16 protein-coding genes are annotated in these 16,778 nt (G+C 62.2%); 8 read left to right on the forward strand and 8 right to left on the reverse strand.

Annotation, left to right across the window (positions count from 1 at the left end; translation table 11 throughout):
• Positions 1–73 precede the first annotated feature (73 nt).
• Both guaB and J2J99_RS04195 read left to right on the forward strand, forming a co-directional pair.
• Positions 74–1,558 (forward strand): IMP dehydrogenase, encoded by a 1,485-nt coding sequence (gene guaB / locus J2J99_RS04190; RefSeq protein ID WP_168297697.1) that lies wholly within the window; start codon positions 74–76, stop codon positions 1,556–1,558.
• Positions 1,559–1,560: 2 nt separating this feature from the next.
• The gene (locus J2J99_RS04195) at positions 1,561–2,115 is read left to right on the forward strand and encodes a hypothetical protein (protein ID WP_168297696.1); all 555 of its coding nucleotides are present in this window, start codon (positions 1,561–1,563) and stop codon (positions 2,113–2,115) included.
• A gap of 8 nt (positions 2,116–2,123) precedes the next feature.
• Here J2J99_RS04195 and J2J99_RS04200 read toward each other — a convergent pair whose 3' ends face one another.
• Positions 2,124–3,041, reverse strand: coding sequence for a LysR family transcriptional regulator (locus J2J99_RS04200; protein WP_168297695.1), 918 nt, complete (start codon positions 3,039–3,041; stop codon positions 2,124–2,126).
• A gap of 91 nt (positions 3,042–3,132) precedes the next feature.
• On the opposite strand from J2J99_RS04200, the gene J2J99_RS04205 reads away from it, so the two are divergent.
• The 3 genes from J2J99_RS04205 to J2J99_RS04215 all read left to right on the forward strand — a co-directional run bounded on the left by J2J99_RS04205 (position 3,133) and on the right by J2J99_RS04215 (position 5,518).
• Complete coding sequence (locus J2J99_RS04205) at positions 3,133–3,888, forward strand: SDR family oxidoreductase (protein ID WP_168297694.1); 756 nt, start codon at positions 3,133–3,135, stop codon at positions 3,886–3,888.
• A gap of 106 nt (positions 3,889–3,994) precedes the next feature.
• Positions 3,995–4,411, forward strand: coding sequence for an MAPEG family protein (locus J2J99_RS04210; RefSeq protein WP_168297693.1), 417 nt, complete (start codon positions 3,995–3,997; stop codon positions 4,409–4,411).
• A 465-nt stretch (positions 4,412–4,876) separates the two neighbouring features.
• Entirely contained in the window at positions 4,877–5,518 is a 642-nt protein-coding gene (locus J2J99_RS04215; RefSeq protein ID WP_168297720.1) for a TetR family transcriptional regulator, read from the forward strand.
• Positions 5,519–5,525: 7 nt separating this feature from the next.
• Here the strand turns inward: J2J99_RS04215 and J2J99_RS04220 are convergent, their stop codons facing one another.
• The gene (locus J2J99_RS04220; RefSeq protein ID WP_168297692.1) at positions 5,526–6,482 is read right to left on the reverse strand and encodes a LysR substrate-binding domain-containing protein; all 957 of its coding nucleotides are present in this window, start codon (positions 6,480–6,482) and stop codon (positions 5,526–5,528) included.
• Positions 6,483–6,683: 201 nt separating this feature from the next.
• On the opposite strand from J2J99_RS04220, the gene J2J99_RS04225 reads away from it, so the two are divergent.
• Entirely contained in the window at positions 6,684–6,983 is a 300-nt protein-coding gene (locus tag J2J99_RS04225; protein WP_168297691.1) for a YjiS-like domain-containing protein, read from the forward strand.
• A gap of 87 nt (positions 6,984–7,070) precedes the next feature.
• Here the strand turns inward: J2J99_RS04225 and J2J99_RS04230 are convergent, their stop codons facing one another.
• The 6 genes from J2J99_RS04230 to J2J99_RS04255 all read right to left on the reverse strand — a co-directional run bounded on the left by J2J99_RS04230 (position 7,071) and on the right by J2J99_RS04255 (position 13,777).
• Positions 7,071–7,949 carry a DUF937 domain-containing protein gene (locus tag J2J99_RS04230; RefSeq protein WP_168297690.1) on the reverse strand — a complete coding sequence of 293 codons (879 nt, stop codon included), beginning with the start codon at positions 7,947–7,949 and terminating at the stop codon, positions 7,071–7,073.
• A gap of 148 nt (positions 7,950–8,097) precedes the next feature.
• Positions 8,098–9,471 (reverse strand): glutamate--cysteine ligase, encoded by a 1,374-nt coding sequence (locus J2J99_RS04235; protein WP_168297689.1) that lies wholly within the window; start codon positions 9,469–9,471, stop codon positions 8,098–8,100.
• A 147-nt stretch (positions 9,472–9,618) separates the two neighbouring features.
• Complete coding sequence (locus J2J99_RS04240) at positions 9,619–10,356, reverse strand: 16S rRNA (uracil(1498)-N(3))-methyltransferase (protein ID WP_168297688.1); 738 nt, start codon at positions 10,354–10,356, stop codon at positions 9,619–9,621.
• Positions 10,357–10,486: 130 nt separating this feature from the next.
• Entirely contained in the window at positions 10,487–11,989 is a 1,503-nt protein-coding gene (locus tag J2J99_RS04245; protein ID WP_168297687.1) for an inorganic phosphate transporter, read from the reverse strand.
• Positions 11,990–12,051: 62 nt separating this feature from the next.
• The gene (locus J2J99_RS04250) at positions 12,052–12,585 is read right to left on the reverse strand and encodes an NUDIX hydrolase (protein WP_168297686.1); all 534 of its coding nucleotides are present in this window, start codon (positions 12,583–12,585) and stop codon (positions 12,052–12,054) included.
• 295 nt (positions 12,586–12,880) lie between these two features.
• Positions 12,881–13,777, reverse strand: coding sequence for a LysR family transcriptional regulator (locus tag J2J99_RS04255; protein ID WP_168297685.1), 897 nt, complete (start codon positions 13,775–13,777; stop codon positions 12,881–12,883).
• A 144-nt stretch (positions 13,778–13,921) separates the two neighbouring features.
• Here J2J99_RS04255 and J2J99_RS04260 point away from each other — a divergent pair, with 144 nt between their 5' ends.
• Positions 13,922–15,361 carry an FAD-linked oxidase C-terminal domain-containing protein gene (locus J2J99_RS04260; protein ID WP_168297684.1) on the forward strand — a complete coding sequence of 480 codons (1,440 nt, stop codon included), beginning with the start codon at positions 13,922–13,924 and terminating at the stop codon, positions 15,359–15,361.
• Positions 15,358–16,557 carry an FAD-binding protein gene (locus J2J99_RS04265; protein WP_168297683.1) on the forward strand — a complete coding sequence of 400 codons (1,200 nt, stop codon included), beginning with the start codon at positions 15,358–15,360 and terminating at the stop codon, positions 16,555–16,557. Before J2J99_RS04260 ends, J2J99_RS04265 begins: the two co-directional genes overlap by 4 nt.
• Positions 16,558–16,778 lie beyond the last annotated feature (221 nt).

Genomic DNA, 16,778 nt, shown 5'->3' on the forward strand with positions numbered 1-16,778 from the left:
CTCATGCACACCGCCGGGGCGGACGATTCGTTTCCCGGCAGGTCGCATTTTTCTAAAATGAAGGAATTTGGCCATGGCACGCATCATTGAAACGGCAACCGGCGCGGACGCGCTTACCTTCGACGACGTGCTGCTGCAGCCCGGTCATTCCGAGGTCATGCCCGGTCAGACGAACATCGCAACCCGCATCGCCCGCGATTTCGAGCTCAACATCCCGATCCTTTCTTCGGCCATGGATACGGTCACCGAAAGCCGACTGGCAATCGCCATGGCGCAGGCCGGCGGCCTCGGCGTCATTCACCGCAACCTGACGCCCGTCGAGCAGGCCGAAGAGGTCCGCCAGGTGAAGAAGTTCGAAAGCGGCATGGTCGTCAATCCCGTCACCATCGGGCCGGAGGCGAAGCTTGCCGAGGCGCTCGGCCTGATGAAATCGCATGGCATCTCGGGCATCCCGGTCGTCGAGAAGTCCGGTCGCCTTGTCGGCATCCTCACCAACCGCGATGTCCGCTTCGCCTCCGATCCGGAGCAGAAGATCCACGAGCTGATGACCAAGGACAATCTGGTCACCGTCAAGGAGAACGTCGATCAGCAGGAGGCCAAGCGCCTGCTTCACTCGCATCGCATCGAGAAGCTGCTGGTCGTCGATACCGAAGGCCGCTGTGTCGGTCTGATCACCGTCAAGGATATCGAGAAGTCGCAGCTGAACCCGAATGCCTCCAAGGATGCGCAGGGCCGGCTTCGTGCCGCCGCCGCCATCAGTGTCGGCGATGACGGCTTCGAGCGCGCCGAACGGCTGATCGAGGCCGGCGTCGACCTCTTGGTCGTCGATACCGCCCACGGCCATTCGCAGCGCGTCCTCGATGCCGTCACCCGGGTCAAGAAGCTCTCCAACTCGGTGCGCATCATGGCCGGCAATGTCGCCACTTATGACGGCACCAGAGCATTGATCGACGCCGGCGCCGACGCTGTAAAAGTCGGCATCGGCCCTGGTTCGATCTGCACCACGCGCATCGTTGCCGGTGTCGGCGTTCCCCAGCTCGCCGCCATCATGTCGGCCGTCCAGGCCGCACAGGATCAGGATGTGCCCGTCATCGCCGATGGCGGCATCAAATTTTCCGGCGACCTTGCCAAGGCGATCGCTGCCGGCGCTTCCGCCGTCATGATCGGCTCGCTGCTTGCCGGCACCGATGAGAGCCCTGGCGAGGTCTATCTCTACCAGGGCCGCTCCTTCAAGGCCTATCGCGGCATGGGCTCCGTCGGCGCCATGGCCCGCGGCTCGGCCGACCGCTATTTCCAGGCTGAGGTGCGTGACACGCTGAAGCTGGTGCCGGAAGGCATTGAGGGCCAGGTCCCCTACAAGGGGCCGGTTTCGGCCGTTGTCCATCAGCTCGCCGGCGGTCTCAAGGCGGCCATGGGTTATGTCGGCGGGAAGGATATCAAGGATTTCCAGGGACGCGCCACCTTCGTGCGCATCTCCGGCGCCGGTCTTCGCGAAAGCCACGCCCATGACGTGACGATCACCCGGGAAAGCCCGAACTATCCGGGCGCCGGTCTCTGACCATGAAGGCGGGCAGCGGGCTTCCGCTCTGGATCATCGCGCTGCTCGCCGCCCTTTGCCTTGCCGTGCTCGCCTGGACGACCTTCGGCTTCGTCGTGCCTTTCAAGCACGAAACCGGGCAAGCGGTGCTAGACACCTATTTTGCCGGCTACGACGAGTCGGCCGTCTTTCACATGCAGAAGCTGCTCGATGAGAACGAGACGGCAGCCAAACTGCTCAACGCCATGTATTTCGGGCCGGAGCTGATCTTTCCGGCATTGCTGACGGCGCTGCTGTTCCTTGTCTTGCTCAGGCTTGGTCCCGTCGGCTCGTGGTTCGGACGGTCGCTTCATCCGCTCATAGTCAAGGCGGTCTATCTGCTGCCGTTCATCTACGGCATCTCCGACTACGGCGAGAACATCGCGAGCCTGATCGCCTTTGGCGACAGTCCTTCCGCGGACCTTGCCGCGCAGTTGCTGCCATGGATGACAAGGCTGAAATTCGCGAGCCTCGTCATCTCCTTCATCGTCCTTGCCAGGCTTGCGATTGGCCGTTGGCTGTCGCCAAGCCGAGACTGACGCGCCTATCAACTCCTCCGCCGCCACACCGGATTTGACAGTCTTGCCATCATGAAATCGGAAAGCACCTCGACCTTGGCTGGCCGGCTCCGAGCCGAAGGTGTGACGAAATACAGTGCGCCGGTCGGCAGCGTCCAGTCGGGAAGGACCGGCCTCAGCTCTCCGTCGACGAGATAGTCATGCGCGAGAAACTCGGGTAGTTCGATGATCCCGAGGCCACGTAGCGCCATTGGCACCAAAGCTTGCGAATTGGTGGCCCTGAGAGAGCCACTTGGCACGATAACCTCCTCCTTGCCTTCACTGTTGCGCAGGCGCCAGGCATCCTGTCGCGCCCGGTAGGCATATCCGAGGCAATGATGAGCCGCCAGATCGCGGGGATGCTGTGGCACGCCGTACTGCTCAAGGTATGCGGGTGCTGCGAGAATGAAGCGATCCACCGGTGCCAGCCTGCGCGCGACCAATGACGAATCCGGCAGTACTGCGATTCTTAGCGCCGCATCGAAGCCGTCTCCCACGATATCGACGACTGCATCGCTCATGTGCAGGTCGATGGAAACCTCTGGAAAAAGCTCGAAAAAGTCGGGCAGGATCGGAGCCAGCCAGCGTATCCCGAAGTCCATCGGCGCGGCAAGCCTGATGAGCCCCCTCGGCCGGGTAGCAAGCTCGCGGGCGGCATCCTCTGCCATCTCGGCCTCGGCATAGATGCGTGCGGCGCTGTCGACAAGGCGCAGGCCGAAATCGGTCAAAGCGAGCTGCCGAGAGGTGCGGTTGAAGAGCCTTGCGCCCAGCCTCTGCTCAAGACGGCTCACGGCCCGGGAAACCGTGGGCACGGAAACGCCGAGCGTCTGCGCCGCCCGGACGAAAGAACGCTCCTCTGCGACCTTGGCGAACATCGCCAGTCCCTCGAAATCGGGAAATTTCGTCATTTCATTCCTGAAACAATGGCTTTCAATTCTTTCTATTCCGAAACGATACCCTCGTCCATATCTCAGCGTCAGTCGAACAAAGGAGACGACAATGACACAAAGACTGAATGCGAAGATTGCGGTCATCACGGGTGCCACTTCTGGCATTGGCCTTGCAGCGGCGAAGCGCTTCGTAGCCGAGGGTGCACGGGTCTTCATCACGGGCCGCCGCAGGGGCGTTCTCGATGCAGCAATCGCTGAGATCGGCGGTGGGGTTGTGGGAATACAGGCTGATTCAGCCAATCTCGCCGATCTCGATCGCCTCTATGAGAAGGTGAAGGCAGAGGCCGGAAGAATTGATGTGCTCTTCGTCAACGCGGGAGGCGGCTCCATGTTGCCCCTCGGCGAAATCACGGAAGACCAGTATGACGACACGTTCGATCGAAACGTGAAGGGGGTTCTCTTTACGGTGCAGAAGGCCTTGCCACTGCTTGCGCGAGGATCATCGGTCATCCTGACGGGATCGACAGCAGGCTCGACCGGCACAGCCGCCTTCAGCGTTTACGCCGCATCGAAAGCCGCCTTGCGCAGCTTTGCGCGCAACTGGATTCTCGACTTGAAGGATCGCGGCATAAGGATCAACACGCTTAGTCCTGGCCCGACGGAAACGACTGGACTGGTCGAACTGGCGGGTAAGGACCCGGCCCAACAGCAGGGCTTGCTCGATGCGCTCGCGGCCCAGGTGCCAATGGGCAGGGTCGGCCGTGCCGAGGAAGTTGCCGCTGCTGCACTCTTCCTCGCCTCGGATGATTCCAGCTTCGTCACCGGTGCCGAACTCTTCGTCGATGGCGGCAGCGCCCAGGTGTGACGCCAATATCCGGTTTGCGGTTGCACAGCGGCGCGTCGCTGGCATCCGCTTATCCTTTGCGCTAATGCTGCCGCCAACATGCGAAAGCGCAAAGGAAATGGCGATCATGACCGGCTATGAAATCTTCTGGCCACTCCTGGCCCACGTGGCCCTGGTCTATGGTCTTTATGCCCTTCTCGGCGCACGCCGGGCAAAAATGGTTCGCGCCGGCAAGATCGCGAAATCGGATTACCGCGAAAATCGCAGCGAGCCGACCGAGAGCCTCGCCGTCAAGAACTGCCTTGCCAATCAGTTCGAACTGCCCGTGCTCTTCTACGCCTGCTGTATTCTTCTTAATGTGACCGAGGCCGACAATATGGTCGCCGTCGGTCTCGCCTGGCTCTTCGTCGCCTTGCGTTATGCCCATGCTGCCGTCCACGTCACCAGCAATGATTTGCGTTACCGCAGCCCGATTTTCGCCGCCGGCTACCTGACGCTCGCCACCATGTGGATCTGGCTCGCCGCGTGGATGGTGATGGGTTGAGGCGCGAACGGGCCGTCTGGGCGTTTCGCCGCTGCGCGGGCGTGGTGATGGGGATGCCTGCGGGCTGGCGGAGAAAGCCGCGCTCTCGAAGCCAGACTTGAGTTGCGCTCCACGAAGGCGCTGCGCCCGCGATATCCCGTTGTGGCCAGATCGCGGAGGACGCGCATCAGCGGGGGTAAGGCGACGCTGTCTGTGAAGGTCTGAGGCGCTCTGGATGATCATTCCCTCGCAACGAAAAGTCGCGACATCAGCCTTTTCCCGTCGAAGCGAGTTTCGCAACTATTTCAAGGAGTTTCTCCCCTGATACAACCGGTGGGAACGGCTGAACTTTCGATTCTCATAAGCGTTTGCAGGTCGTTAAAATCCGAGTCTTTGCGTTTACGCCTGATGAAGACCTGCATGTCATATCCGCTCGACGGGCTGGTGGCGAAAGCTTCCGCGCGCAACAAAAAGAATGGGAACGACATGGGCGCCGAAAGTATGGATCGTATCGGCTTGCGTAGGAAGCCGAAGCAGGAGCGCAGCATCCAGAGGCTGGATCTTATCCTGGCCGCCGCTGCCAAGATTATCGCCAACAAAGGCGTTAGCGCCATGCGGATGACCGAGCTCGCGATCGCCGCCAAAGTCCCGATCGGCTCGGTTTATCAATATTTCCCGGAGAAAGCGGCGATCGTCAAAGCCCTGTTCGATCAGCACGCTTCGGCGATCCAGACGAAGACGGCGGCAATGCTCAGCGACGTTCAGTCGCTCGACCAGGCGCTCGATCTCGTCTGCGATATCATCGATTGGTATTATGATTCCTACCACGACGATCCCGTCTATCTCGGCGTCTGGATGGGGACCGAGACCGATCAGGATCTGCTTCGGTTGAATATAGAGCATAGCAGCCGTGTCGCCGGCATCTTTCATGACGCCGTGCGCAGGCTGGCTCCCGACCTGTGCGACGAGGAAATGTTCGCGCGCACTTACCTTTTCAGCCATCTGATGGGCGCGGTCATCCGGCTTGCCGCCGTCAGCGAGGAGGGCCTTGCGCAACGCATGCTCGGCGAGTGGAAACGCACGGTCCGCGCCTCCCTTTTTGCCGAGGCCGCGCCGCGCGCCGCCTGAAGAGCCTCTACCAGCTCGGCATCATATTGGCGGCCTTCAGCCGCGGATAAAGCCGCCCCTGCGCGGACTTGACGTCTGCATCCAGACCGTCGTCGATGACGGCAGGCGTGATATTGTCGAGGCAGGCAGTGATATGCGCGGTGATCGCGTTCATCAGCGAGATCGAAACGCCTGGCCGCTTCATGATGCCGATCTGCACCGGCGGCAGCGCAGGGAACCCGTCCGCCTGGCTCAGCACCTTCATGCCCGTCCGCAGCGCCGATTCCGGCATCACCGAGACAGCCATGCCGGCAAGCACGGCCGCGGCGACGACGGTGCAGGACCAACTGGTGAACAGGATCTGGTGCTCGCGTCCCACGGCATCGAGCGCCGAGCAGGCGAGCTGGCGCCATTGGCAGTCGCGGCGGCCGACGGCAAGCGGCACCGGCGCGTCGTCGCGGATCGGATGGTTGGCGGACCCGACCCAGCACAGCGGTTCGGTTCTCACCACGTCGGACATGCGCTCGCGTGGATTGTGGGTGACGAGCGCGATATCGAGCTCACCCTTGTGCATGCGCTCGGCGAGGTCCGTCGACGGCTCGCAAACGATGTAGAGCTCGACGTTCGGGTGCGTCTTGGCAAAGCGGCCGATGATCTCGGGCATGTAGCGATCGGCATAATCGTCCGGCGTGCCGATCCGCAGCATCCCCTCCAGCCTGTTGTCGTCAAAGGCGGCGATCGCCTCATTGTTCAGGCGGATGATGCGCCGGGCATAATTGAGCAGTTTCTCGCCCTCGACCGTCAGCCGGTTTCCGCGGCCGTCCTTGATGAAGAGCTGCTTGCCGATACGCTCTTCGAGGCGGCGCATCTGCATCGAGACGGCCGACTGGGTCTTGTAGACCTTGTCGGCCGCCTTGGTGAAGCTGCCGGAATCGACGATGGCGATGAAAGTCTGCAACTGGTCGAGATCAAGAGGCGCGGCCATGGTATCACCCATAAAGATAGCTGATGATAATCATTAGAAACATTCGTTGGACTGATCAATAGGTCTTCGGCATCTTCGGGATGCAAATCAAGCAAAGTGAAGGACAGACGCCCTGCCTGTCCAAGCAAATTCAGCCTTATCCCCTCTCGCACGACCTCGCGGGAGGGGTGGGTTGTTGCGTGCCCGAGAAAGGAGAGTTCGATGCACACGACAGACCGAACACTAGAACTCGACTGCAGCAAGCTGACCCCGACGCTTTTCCAGCGTCTGGTGGCAGGCCTCGCTCCGCTGGTCTCCCTCTTTCGCGGGTTTCGCAATCGAATGGAGGTCAACGGGCTGCATGATCTGAACGACAGTCAGCTGAGGGATATCGGCCTCACAAGGGCCGACCTGACCTCCGCTTTCCTGGCCTCGACCTTTTTCGAGGACCCGTCGGAACATCTGACGCGCTCGGCGCGCAATCGCTGGCGCCTGCAGCTCTTCCGCCCCCATGAGGATTAGGGGCGTCGAGTTTCCCCGCAGGGTGATAGCCAATAGCCCTGCCGCTTGACCCGGTGATCGGCTTTCCCAAGCCATCTCCGGGTTTTTTTATGCCTTGGTTTCAGGGGGCTTCGGCCGGTAGGTTTCGAAAATCGCTTCCAGGTTCCTCTGGTAGCTCTTCTGCACTTCAAGCCCGCTGTCGAACATGGCGTTCAGCATGTCGGTATAGCTCTCGGCAGCGGCCTTCGCCTCTTCCTTCGGTGCCTCCGGCGTCTTGGCCGCCGGCTGTTTGGCCGCTGGTTGTTTGACCGCCGGCGGCTGGCCGAGCCCGGCCATCATCTCCTGGAAAGCCTTGGCAAAAGGATTATCGAGGAAGGGATTCGGCTGAGGCGGCGGTTCCTGCTTCGGCATCGAAAACATCAGCTGCATCGCCTGTGTAAAGGGATTGTCGAAGATGCTTGGTTCCGGGGCCTTCGGTTTCGGCGCAAAGCCGGTGCTCTCGAGCCATTTCTGAATAGTCTCGCCCATTGCCGTGTTGACGAAGGGGTTGACCGGCGAGGCCATCTGGCCGGTTGTCTGCTTGAACAGGCCGCCCATCAGAGTGTCGGCCAACACCGGCAGCATCTGCTTGTAGATATCCTGGCCGATGCCGGTCATCTGTGCCGCCTGGGCGGCGACCGCCCGCGAAACCTCTTTCGAACCGAAGAGCTGGGCAAGGATGTTGTTGCCGTCGGAAATGCCCTCCGGCGTAAAGGCCCGGCTCATATCCTCGAAATAGCGCGCGTAATTGCCGGAGGCGACGGCCTGCATCAGGCCGACGAAATCATAAGGATTGCTGGTGCTGCGCTTCAGCCCGGCGGAAAAGGCCGGCATCAGCGCCGCCATCGCCTTTGTCGCCTGTTCCTGCGCCAGGTTGAATTGCCGGGCGACCGCTTCCATCGCCGCACCGTTCTGCGCCTGCATCATCATGTCGAAGAGTGGCAGCATGGAGGTCCCTTTCCCCGAGTCGTGACGCGTGTATCGCCACTATATCCGGAAAAGGTAATGTGCAAACGGCTTTTTGCCATAAGAACTTAAAGCCGTTCCGGCAAACGTGCGGGGCATTTTTCGCAAGCCCATAAAAACCTCGGAAGGCTCAGTACTGATAGTCCTCGAAGACCGGTTCGACGGAGCCGTTCCAGCGGCCGTGATAGAGCGACAGCAGGTCCTCGGCGAGCGTCGCCTTCTTGGCGAGCACCTCGTCGAGCGGCGCCAGGAAGATGCTTTCGTCCTGGCTTTCGCGATTGAGCTTGCCGCGCGTCTTGAGGCCGGTCCTCGATATGCCGACTACCTCGCGCGCCACGTCGAGCAGCGCGTGCCCGCGAAACTGAGCCTTCAGCCCTGCTGCGGGGACGGCGTCGCGCAGCGCGGAGACCTCCGTAAAGCTCCAATCCCTGGTCAGTTCGTCGGCTGCCTGAAGGGCCGCATCATCATAGAGCAGGCCGACCCAGAAGGCCGGCAAGGCGCAGATGCGCCGCCATGGGCCGCCGTCGGCGCCGCGCATTTCGAGAAAACGCTTCAGCCTGACGTCCGGGAAGAGCGTCGAAAGATGGTTCGTCCAGTCGCCCATCGTCGGCGCCGGATCGGCGACCTCGCCCTTCAGCGCCCCGTTCATGAACTGGCGGAAGGTGACATGGGTGCAATCGTGATAACGGCCGTCGCGGACGATGAAATACATCGGCACGTCGAGCGCCCATTCGGCATAGTCGCGGAAGCCGAAATCGTCGCGGAAGGTGAAATCGAGCAGGCCCGAGCGCTGGTTGTCGACATCGCGCCAGATATCGCCGCGCCAGGAGAGCAGTCCATTCGGTTTGCCCTCGGTGAAGGGCGAGGATGCAAAGAGCGCCGTCGCCAGGGATTGCAGCTTCATCGAAACGCGCATCTTCTGACGCATGTCGGTTTCCGAGGAGAAATCGAGATTCACCTGGATCGTGCAGGTACGGTACATCATGTCGAGACCCTTGCTGCCGACCTTCGGCATGTAGCGGGTCATGATCTCGTAGCGCGATTTCGGCATTTGCGGCGTTTGCGCATAGGTCCATTTCGGACTGCCGCCGATGCCGAGGAAACGGATGCCCATCGGTTCGGCGATTTCGCGCAGCGTCGCCAGGTGCTGGTTCGATTCCCTGCAGGTCTCATGGAGCGTTTCCAGCGGCGCGCCGGACAGTTCGAACTGGCCACCGGGCTCGATCGAGATCGCCCCCATGCCGCTTTGCTCGGCCAGGCCGATGATGTTGCCGCCGTCCATGATCGGTTCCCAGCCGTTTTTTTGCTGCAGGCCGGTGAGCAGGGCCGAAATGCTGGCGTCGCCGAAATAGGGAACCGGGCTGTTGTCGGCGCGGAAGAAGGCAAATTTCTCGTGTTCGGTGCCGATCCGGAAGCGCTCTCGCGGCTTGTTGCCCGCGGCGATGTAATCGGTCAGATCCTGAACCGAAGAGAGCGGTGTCTGGTCGGTAGTGTCGCGGGCCATGCGGGTACCTGTATTCGAAAAAGGCGCCCAGGGGGCGGGGCAGCTGAAAGGCTGATTAGGACCCTAGCGACGTATGTTGCAAGTGAAATTCTTTCAACGACGCATCAAAAAAATAGCAGCAATTTCCATGTCCACCCGTTTTCGCCGTCAGCTCCAGTCGCCGATTGCTGCCTGCACCACGGCAAGCGCCGCAACGGCTGCCGTATCGGCCCGCAGGATGCGCGGTCCGAGCGGAATGGCGGTGACGAAATCGAGGCTGCGAAGCCGTGCCCGTTCCTCTTCCGAAAAGCCGCCTTCCGGCCCAACGAGCAGCGCCAGATGCTTTTCCCGGATCGCCGAGAGCACCGGTAGTGGATTCTGCCCGGCGTCGGATTCGTCGCAATAGATGATGCGGCGCTCCTTCGGCCAGCGGTCGAGCAGGTCGGAGAGCTTCACCGGCTCGGCCACTTCAGGAATGGCGAGAATGCCGCATTGCTCGGCCGCCTCGACGACGTTGGCGCGCAGCTTGTCGAGATTGGTGATCTTGCCCTGCACATGCTGGGTCATGACCGGCTGTAGCAGGCCGGCGCCCATCTCCACCGCCTTCTGCACCAGATAATCCATGCGTCCGACCTTGAGCGGCGCAAAGAGATAATGCAGGTCGCAGGCAGAGGGCTGCGGCCGCGTCTGATCGATTGCCGTCAGCAGGATACGTTTGCGCGTGGGGAAGCTGAGGCCGGCTTTCCACTCGCCGTCACGGCCGTTGAAAAGCAGAATCTCGGCATTCGCCTCCATCCTCAGCACATTGGCGAGATAGTTGAACTGCTCGGCGCTCGCTTCCACGACGGCGCCGGCAGAAAGCGGCGCGTCGACGAAAAGCCGTTGCATGCGGAAATTGGCGCGCATCGAAAAACTCACGGGGTTCAGAACATGATGCCGAAAAGTATGAGCGGTTTCGGACGACATCATGCTCTAACTGTTTAATTTTAGAACAGGTTTCAGCTTCTAAGCCAGCGGGCCCCCAAATAATACTGTCCTAGACGAAGAGCGCGAACATAGCCCAATAAATCGCGGCCGCAAGCGCTCCCGAGACCGGCACGGTGACGATCCAGGCGGCGATGATCGTCATGAAATGCGAGCGGCGCACCAGATAGCGCCGGCGTCTCTCATGGATGTTCGGCTCCTCCGGCTCGTCGATATGGAAGCTCTCGGCCTTGCGCCTGATATAGGCAATGCGGCGCTTCGAATGGCGCGTATACCATTCGCGGAAGAAGCCGACTCCGAAGACGGCGCCGACGGCGATGTGCGTTGTGCTGACCGGCAGGCCGAGCCAGGAGGCGACGATGACGGTGAAAGCGGTCGACAATGCGACGCAATAGGCCCGCATCGGATTGAGCTTGGTGATTTCCTCGCCGACCAGGCGGATGAGGCGCGGTCCGAACAGCAGCAGGCCGACGGAGATGCCGAGGGCGCCGATTAGCATTACCCAAAGAGGCGGATGCCCGGCGCTGCCGCTGCCGCTGCCGATGCCGACCGAATGGACGATCGCCGAAAGCGGCCCGACCGCGTTCGAAACATCGTTTGCGCCATGCGCGAAGGACAGCAGCGCCGCCGAGCCGATCAGCGGCAGCCGAAACAGCACCCGCAGCGAGCTGTTGCGGTTTTCGAGATCCCGCGCCTGGGCGAGAACGAGCGGCCGGGCGGCAAGCCAGCCGACCAGCCCGATGCCGATACCGATGAGGATGATGGTGAAAGACGGAAACCGTCCGGGCGGCGACAGCTGGAGCACCATATAGGCCATGAAGCCGCCGGCCATCACCGCGACCAGCACCGGCACCCAGCGCCGGGCCGCCTCGACCTTGTCGTCGCGATAGATGATAAGGGTCTTGATGAGGTAGAGCAGGCCGGCCGCGATCAGCCCGCCGATCAGCGGCGAGGTGATCCAGCTCGAGGTGATCTCCAGCATGACCCGCCAGTTCACCGGCTCTGTCCCGACGGCCGAGATGCCGGCGCCGATCACCGACCCGACGATCGCATGGGTGGTCGAAACCGGCGCGTTCATCCAGGTGGCGAGATTGATCCAGAGGGCCGCCGCCATCAGCGCCGCCATCATGATCCAGCCAAGCATCGCCTGCGGCACCCGCACGGAATCGACAATGTTGGAGGAAATCGTCTTGACGACCTCGCCGCCGCCGATGGTGGCGCCGAGGACCTCGAAGATTGCGGCGATGACCAGTGCCTGGCCCATGGTCATGGCGCGGGCTCCGACGGCGGCGCCCACGTTGTTGGTCACGTCGTTGGCGCCGATATTCATCGCCATGTAACCGGCAAGGGCAGCCGCCGCCACGACAAGCACCGCTCCTGGGCGGTCGAACACGTAGACACCGGCAAAGATCATCGTCAGGCCGACGAAGATCAGCCCGAGGCCAGGCGCCACCAGCCGCCGCAAGACGTGTTTTGCCACATCCTCGGCATGGGTGATCTTGGCGAGGTCCTTGTCGAGTGTGCGTTTCGTGAGGACGGCGGGACGGGGCGGCATTCTTTTTTCCAGTATGAATCTGCTTTTTACGCTGCCTTTCTAGCAGCGCAAGATGGCAGGATTCATTCCGCCGGAATCTGCTTTGCCGCTGGAGCCTGTTGCTTTGCCGCTTTGGGCGAGGGCCTGTCGCTCATCTTTCGCTTGAAGGCCAGGAATAGGCCGCGCAGCTCCGGTTCGCGCACGCGCCCGGCCGCTTCGTCGACCGAGACCCATTCGATGCGGCGCTCGCCCTTTTCCTTGAAGTTCTTCACCGTGTCGGTGACTTCGAGCGCATAGACCTGCACCTTGCAGACCACCTGCACCCCGTCGCGCAGCACCTTGGGATAGGTGTAGGCGCCGAGCGTCTCCGTTTCGGCAACGCCGCGGACACCGGCTTCCTCCAATGCTTCCTGCGCGGCGACCTCATGAGCGCATTTTCCGGTCATCGGCCAGCCCTTGGGAATGACCCAGCGGCCGGTGTCGCGGCTCGTCAACAAGAGCACCTCGACCTCACCGCTCTTCTTCTTCACCCGGTAACAGATCGCACCATATTGCTGCCGCGGCGGCCGCCGGAACATCAGTCGCACATCGGATGCCAATCGGGCGAGAAGAGTCAATTGTCGGGTCACCTTTGTAGTGGTTGTTAGGAATCACTCATATACAGGTATCATAGAAAGCTCGCGCAATCCAAAAGTCAGGACGATCCGAACGCGGTTTGATCGCTGTTCATAGGGGAAGTCGAGCCGGGCCTGGCTCGAAAAACCGTCACGTCCTGTTTCAAATGCGTCATGTTTGCACAGGTGTACAATATGAGCCTGTCATGCCCCCTAATCAATGGCAGCGCCAATTGTTCCACCAGGATTTTTGAAAATGTGGTAACTGTGCATCGCCTTCGCGCGGGCCTCCGCGCAATCAGCGTTCCCAATAGGGGACCGGCCCATAAAGCTCGGTGAGATAGTCGATGAACAGGCGCACCTTGGCGGGCAGGAACTGCCGGCTGGGATAGACGGCCGACAGCGTGACATTGGGCGAACCCTCATAAGCCGGCAGCACCTGCACAAGGCGGCCGGCCTTGAGCTCCTCGCCGATATCCCAGGTGGAGCGCAGCGCAATCCCGAGGCCGGCGATGACAGCCTCGCGGATCACTTCGCTGGAATTGGTGACCAGCATGCCTTCCGGCCGCAGGCTGAGTGCCCCATCAGGCCCGTTCAGCCGCCAGCTGTCGCCATTATGCGCCGGCAGGCAGCGGTGGTGTTTCAGATCGTCGATATCGCTCGGCTCGCCATGCGCCGCCAGATAATCCGGCGAGGCGCAGAGCAGGCGGCGTACCGGCGCCAGCCGCCGGGCGACGAGACTGGAATCGGTCAGTTCGGCGATGCGGATTGCCAGGTCGAAGCCGCCGCCGACGATGTCGCTGAATTCGTCGGTCAGCACCAGGTTGATCGCAAGGTCCGGATGCGCCTGCATGAAGGCTTTCAGGTGCGGCGCGATATGCATGCGGCCGAAGGAGGTCGGCGCCGAAATCTTGAGCGTCCCATGCATCTGCGCCGAGCGGCCGGCAATATAAAATTCGGCCTCCTCCAGCCCGGCGAGAATGCCGAGGACGCGGTCGTAGAAACCTTGGCCGGCCTCCGTCAGCGAAATCTGCCGCGTCGTGCGCTGTAAAAGCCGGGTGCCGAGCCGGTCCTCCAGCCGCTTGATCCGCTTGGAGACGACGGCGGGGGAAAAGCCGAGCATGCGGCCGGCAAGCGACATGCTTCCCGTCGCGACGACCTTGGCAAAGATTTCGAGATCACCCAGATTGGTCATAAGCTTTTGTGACCTTTTCCCCTTTTGGCATAAGTGCTTAGCATTTGCGCCCCTATTGGGAAAGTGCTAAGCCGGGCTTGCGGCGGCAGGGAGGATCCGACACCCGTTCCCGTCGTCATCTTCCGGGAGGCCAGGGAGAAGGCCATGTCCGACGCCATTCCGTTTCTCGCGCCCCGCGCCGATGTCCTGGCCCGGCGCTCTCAGATCGTCGCCGATCTCACCGATCTGTTGCCGCCGGAATGCCTGGTTCATGAGGCGCGCGAGCTGGTTCCCTTCGAGACCGACGCCTTCGTTTCCTATCGCCGCCTGCCGCTCGCCGTAGCCCTGCCGCGCACCACGGCCGAGGTTTCGGCCGTCATGCGTTATTGCCATCGCTATGGCGTGCCGGTCGTACCGCGCGGCGCCGGCACCTCGCTGTCCGGCGGCGCCATTCCGCAGGAGGATGCCGTCGTGCTCGGCCTGTCGAAGATGAACCGCATCCTCGAGATCGATCTGCCGAACCGCGTCGCCGTGGTGCAGGCCGGTGTGACCAATCTCAATATCTCCGAGTCGGTGTCGGCGGACGGATTTTTCTATGCGCCCGACCCGAGTTCACAGCTTGCCTGCACCATCGGCGGCAATATCGGCATGAATTCCGGCGGCGCCCATTGCCTGAAATACGGTGTGACGACCAACAATCTGCTTGGTGTTAGGATGGTGCTGGTCGACGGCACGGTGATCGAGCTCGGCGGCAAGGCGCTGGACGCGGGTGGATATGACCTGCTCGGTCTTGTCTGCGGCCATGAAGGCCAGCTCGGCATCGTCACCGAGGCGACCGTGCGGCTGATCGCCAAGCCCGAAGGCGCGCGCCCGGTGCTCTTCGGCTTCGAGAGTTCGGAAGAGGCCGGCGCCTGCGTCGCCGATGTCATCGCCGCCGGCATCATCCCCGTTGCGATCGAATTCATGGACAAGCCGGCGATCGAGATCTGCGAGGCTTTCGCCCATGCCGGCTATCCCCTCGATGTCGGCGCGCTGCTGATCGTCGAAGTCGAGGGATCCGAGGCGGAAATGGAGGCCATGCTGAAGGACGTGGTCGATATCGCCCGCAACCACGGTGTCAAGACCGTGCGCGAATGCCAGTCGGCCACCGAAGCGGCGCTGATCTGGAAGGGCCGCAAGTCCGCCTTCGGCGCCACCGGCCGCATTGCCGACTATATCTGCATGGACGGCACCGTGCCGCTCAGCCAGCTGTCGCACGTGCTGAAGAAAACCGCCGAGATCGTCGATCACTATGGGCTACGCGTCGCCAACGTCTTTCATGCCGGCGACGGCAACATGCACCCGCTGATCCTGTTCAATGCCAACGATCCCGATGATGCCGCCCGTGCCGAGGCCGCCGGCAACGATATCCTGAAGCTGTGCGTCGATGCCGGCGGCTGCCTCACCGGCGAGCATGGCGTGGGCATCGAAAAGCGTGACCTGATGCGGCATCAGTATTCAGAGGCCGATCTCGCCCAGCAGATGGCGGTGCGTGCCGCCTTCGATCCCGGCTGGCTGCTCAACCCCTCGAAGGTCTTTCCGCTCGAAGGACGCCCAGCCGCATGATCGATCTGATGCCGACGAGCGAGGAACAGGCGGCGGCGATCGTCCGCGCCCATGCGGAGATGAACCGGCCGCTGGCGATCTGCGGCGGCGATACGCGCTCGGGTTTCGGCAATGCCGTTGCAGCCGAAGACCGGCTGCGATCGACCAGGCTTTCCGGCATCATCGCCTACAATCCCGGCGAGATGGTCATGACAGCCCGTTCGGGTACGCCTCTTGCCGAGGTCGAGGCGGCGCTGTCCGAAAATGGCCAGATGCTTGCCTTCGAGCCGATGGATCATCGCCCCGTTATGGCTAGGTCGGGCGAGCCGACCATCGGCGGCGTCTTTGCCGCCAATGTCTCCGGCCCGCGCCGCCTCGTTGCCGGCGCTGCCCGCGACAGTTTGCTCGGCGTGCGCTTCGTCAACGGCAGCGGCGAGATCATCAAGGCCGGCGGCCGGGTGATGAAGAATGTCACCGGCCTCGATCTCGTCAAGCTGATCGCCGGTTCGCACGGCACGCTGGGTTTTCTGACCGAAGTCACCTTCCGCGTGCCGCCGCGCCCGAAGACGGAACGGACCGTGGTTCTATCAGGCCTCAACGATGCCGAAGCGGCCAGCGCCATGGCGACGGCGATGGCGCTGCCGGTCGAAGTTTCGGGTGCGGCCCATCTGCCTTTGACGGTGACGTGGAAATTCCTCGCCGGCAAATTGCCCGAGGGCGAGGCGACTGTTTTGCGCATCGAGGGCTTGGCTGGCTCTGTCGATGTGCGCGTCGAAAAGCTTGCGGCGGCAATGTCTGCCTTCGCCGCGGTCACGCAGCTGGATGAGAGGGAAGGCCGGAGGCTTTGGCGGGAAATCCGCGATGTGCTGCCCTATGCCGACGGCACGGGGCGGCCGGTCTGGCGCGTCTCGGTCGCCCCCGGCACCGGCCATCAGCTGGTTGCAGCGCTCCGTCTCGAAGCCGGTGTCGATGCCTTTTATGATTGGCAAGGCGGCCTCGTCTGGATGCGCATGGAAGCGGAGCCTGAGGGCGAACTCATCCGCCGCTTCGTCAAAGGGCTCGGCGGTGGTCATGCGACGCTGATCCGCGCCTCCATTGCGGCAAGGGCGGCGACCGCCGCCTTTCATCCCGAGTCCGAGGCGGTGGCGATGCTGTCGCGGCGGGTGAAGGAGAAGTTCGATCCAGCGGGGATATTGAATCCGGGGAAGATGGGGTGAGAGGTAATATGGCTTTGCGCGCGGATCACCCCCCACTGTCCTGCCGGACATCTCCCACACAAGGGGGGAGATCGGCAAGAGGTTGGGCCATCGTTCCCTGTCTGGCGCGTCGCAGTCACAGCACGTTTGTTGGTTGGGGAAGCAGTCAATCCCATCCGATCTCCCCCCTTGTGGGGGAGATGTTCGGCAGGACAGAGAGGGGTGCTCCAGGCACAGCGGCC

Origin of the sequence: Rhizobium binae (assembly GCF_017357225.1) — a bacterium.
Taxonomy (GTDB): Bacteria; Pseudomonadota; Alphaproteobacteria; order Rhizobiales; family Rhizobiaceae; genus Rhizobium; species Rhizobium binae.

Coding starts and splice junctions, on each gene's coding strand:
- guaB (WP_168297697.1), top strand. CDS start 74: ATGGCACGCATCATTGAAACGGCAACCGGCGCGGACGCGCTTACCTTC.
- J2J99_RS04195 (WP_168297696.1), top strand. CDS start 1,561: ATGAAGGCGGGCAGCGGGCTTCCGCTCTGGATCATCGCGCTGCTCGCC.
- J2J99_RS04200 (WP_168297695.1), bottom strand. CDS start 3,041: ATGACGAAATTTCCCGATTTCGAGGGACTGGCGATGTTCGCCAAGGTC.
- J2J99_RS04205 (WP_168297694.1), top strand. CDS start 3,133: ATGACACAAAGACTGAATGCGAAGATTGCGGTCATCACGGGTGCCACT.
- J2J99_RS04210 (WP_168297693.1), top strand. CDS start 3,995: ATGACCGGCTATGAAATCTTCTGGCCACTCCTGGCCCACGTGGCCCTG.
- J2J99_RS04215 (WP_168297720.1), top strand. CDS start 4,877: ATGGGCGCCGAAAGTATGGATCGTATCGGCTTGCGTAGGAAGCCGAAG.
- J2J99_RS04220 (WP_168297692.1), bottom strand. CDS start 6,482: ATGGCCGCGCCTCTTGATCTCGACCAGTTGCAGACTTTCATCGCCATC.
- J2J99_RS04225 (WP_168297691.1), top strand. CDS start 6,684: ATGCACACGACAGACCGAACACTAGAACTCGACTGCAGCAAGCTGACC.
- J2J99_RS04230 (WP_168297690.1), bottom strand. CDS start 7,949: ATGCTGCCACTCTTCGACATGATGATGCAGGCGCAGAACGGTGCGGCG.
- J2J99_RS04235 (WP_168297689.1), bottom strand. CDS start 9,471: ATGGCCCGCGACACTACCGACCAGACACCGCTCTCTTCGGTTCAGGAT.
- J2J99_RS04240 (WP_168297688.1), bottom strand. CDS start 10,356: ATGCGCGCCAATTTCCGCATGCAACGGCTTTTCGTCGACGCGCCGCTT.
- J2J99_RS04245 (WP_168297687.1), bottom strand. CDS start 11,989: ATGCCGCCCCGTCCCGCCGTCCTCACGAAACGCACACTCGACAAGGAC.
- J2J99_RS04255 (WP_168297685.1), bottom strand. CDS start 13,777: ATGACCAATCTGGGTGATCTCGAAATCTTTGCCAAGGTCGTCGCGACG.
- J2J99_RS04260 (WP_168297684.1), top strand. CDS start 13,922: ATGTCCGACGCCATTCCGTTTCTCGCGCCCCGCGCCGATGTCCTGGCC.
- J2J99_RS04265 (WP_168297683.1), top strand. CDS start 15,358: ATGATCGATCTGATGCCGACGAGCGAGGAACAGGCGGCGGCGATCGTC.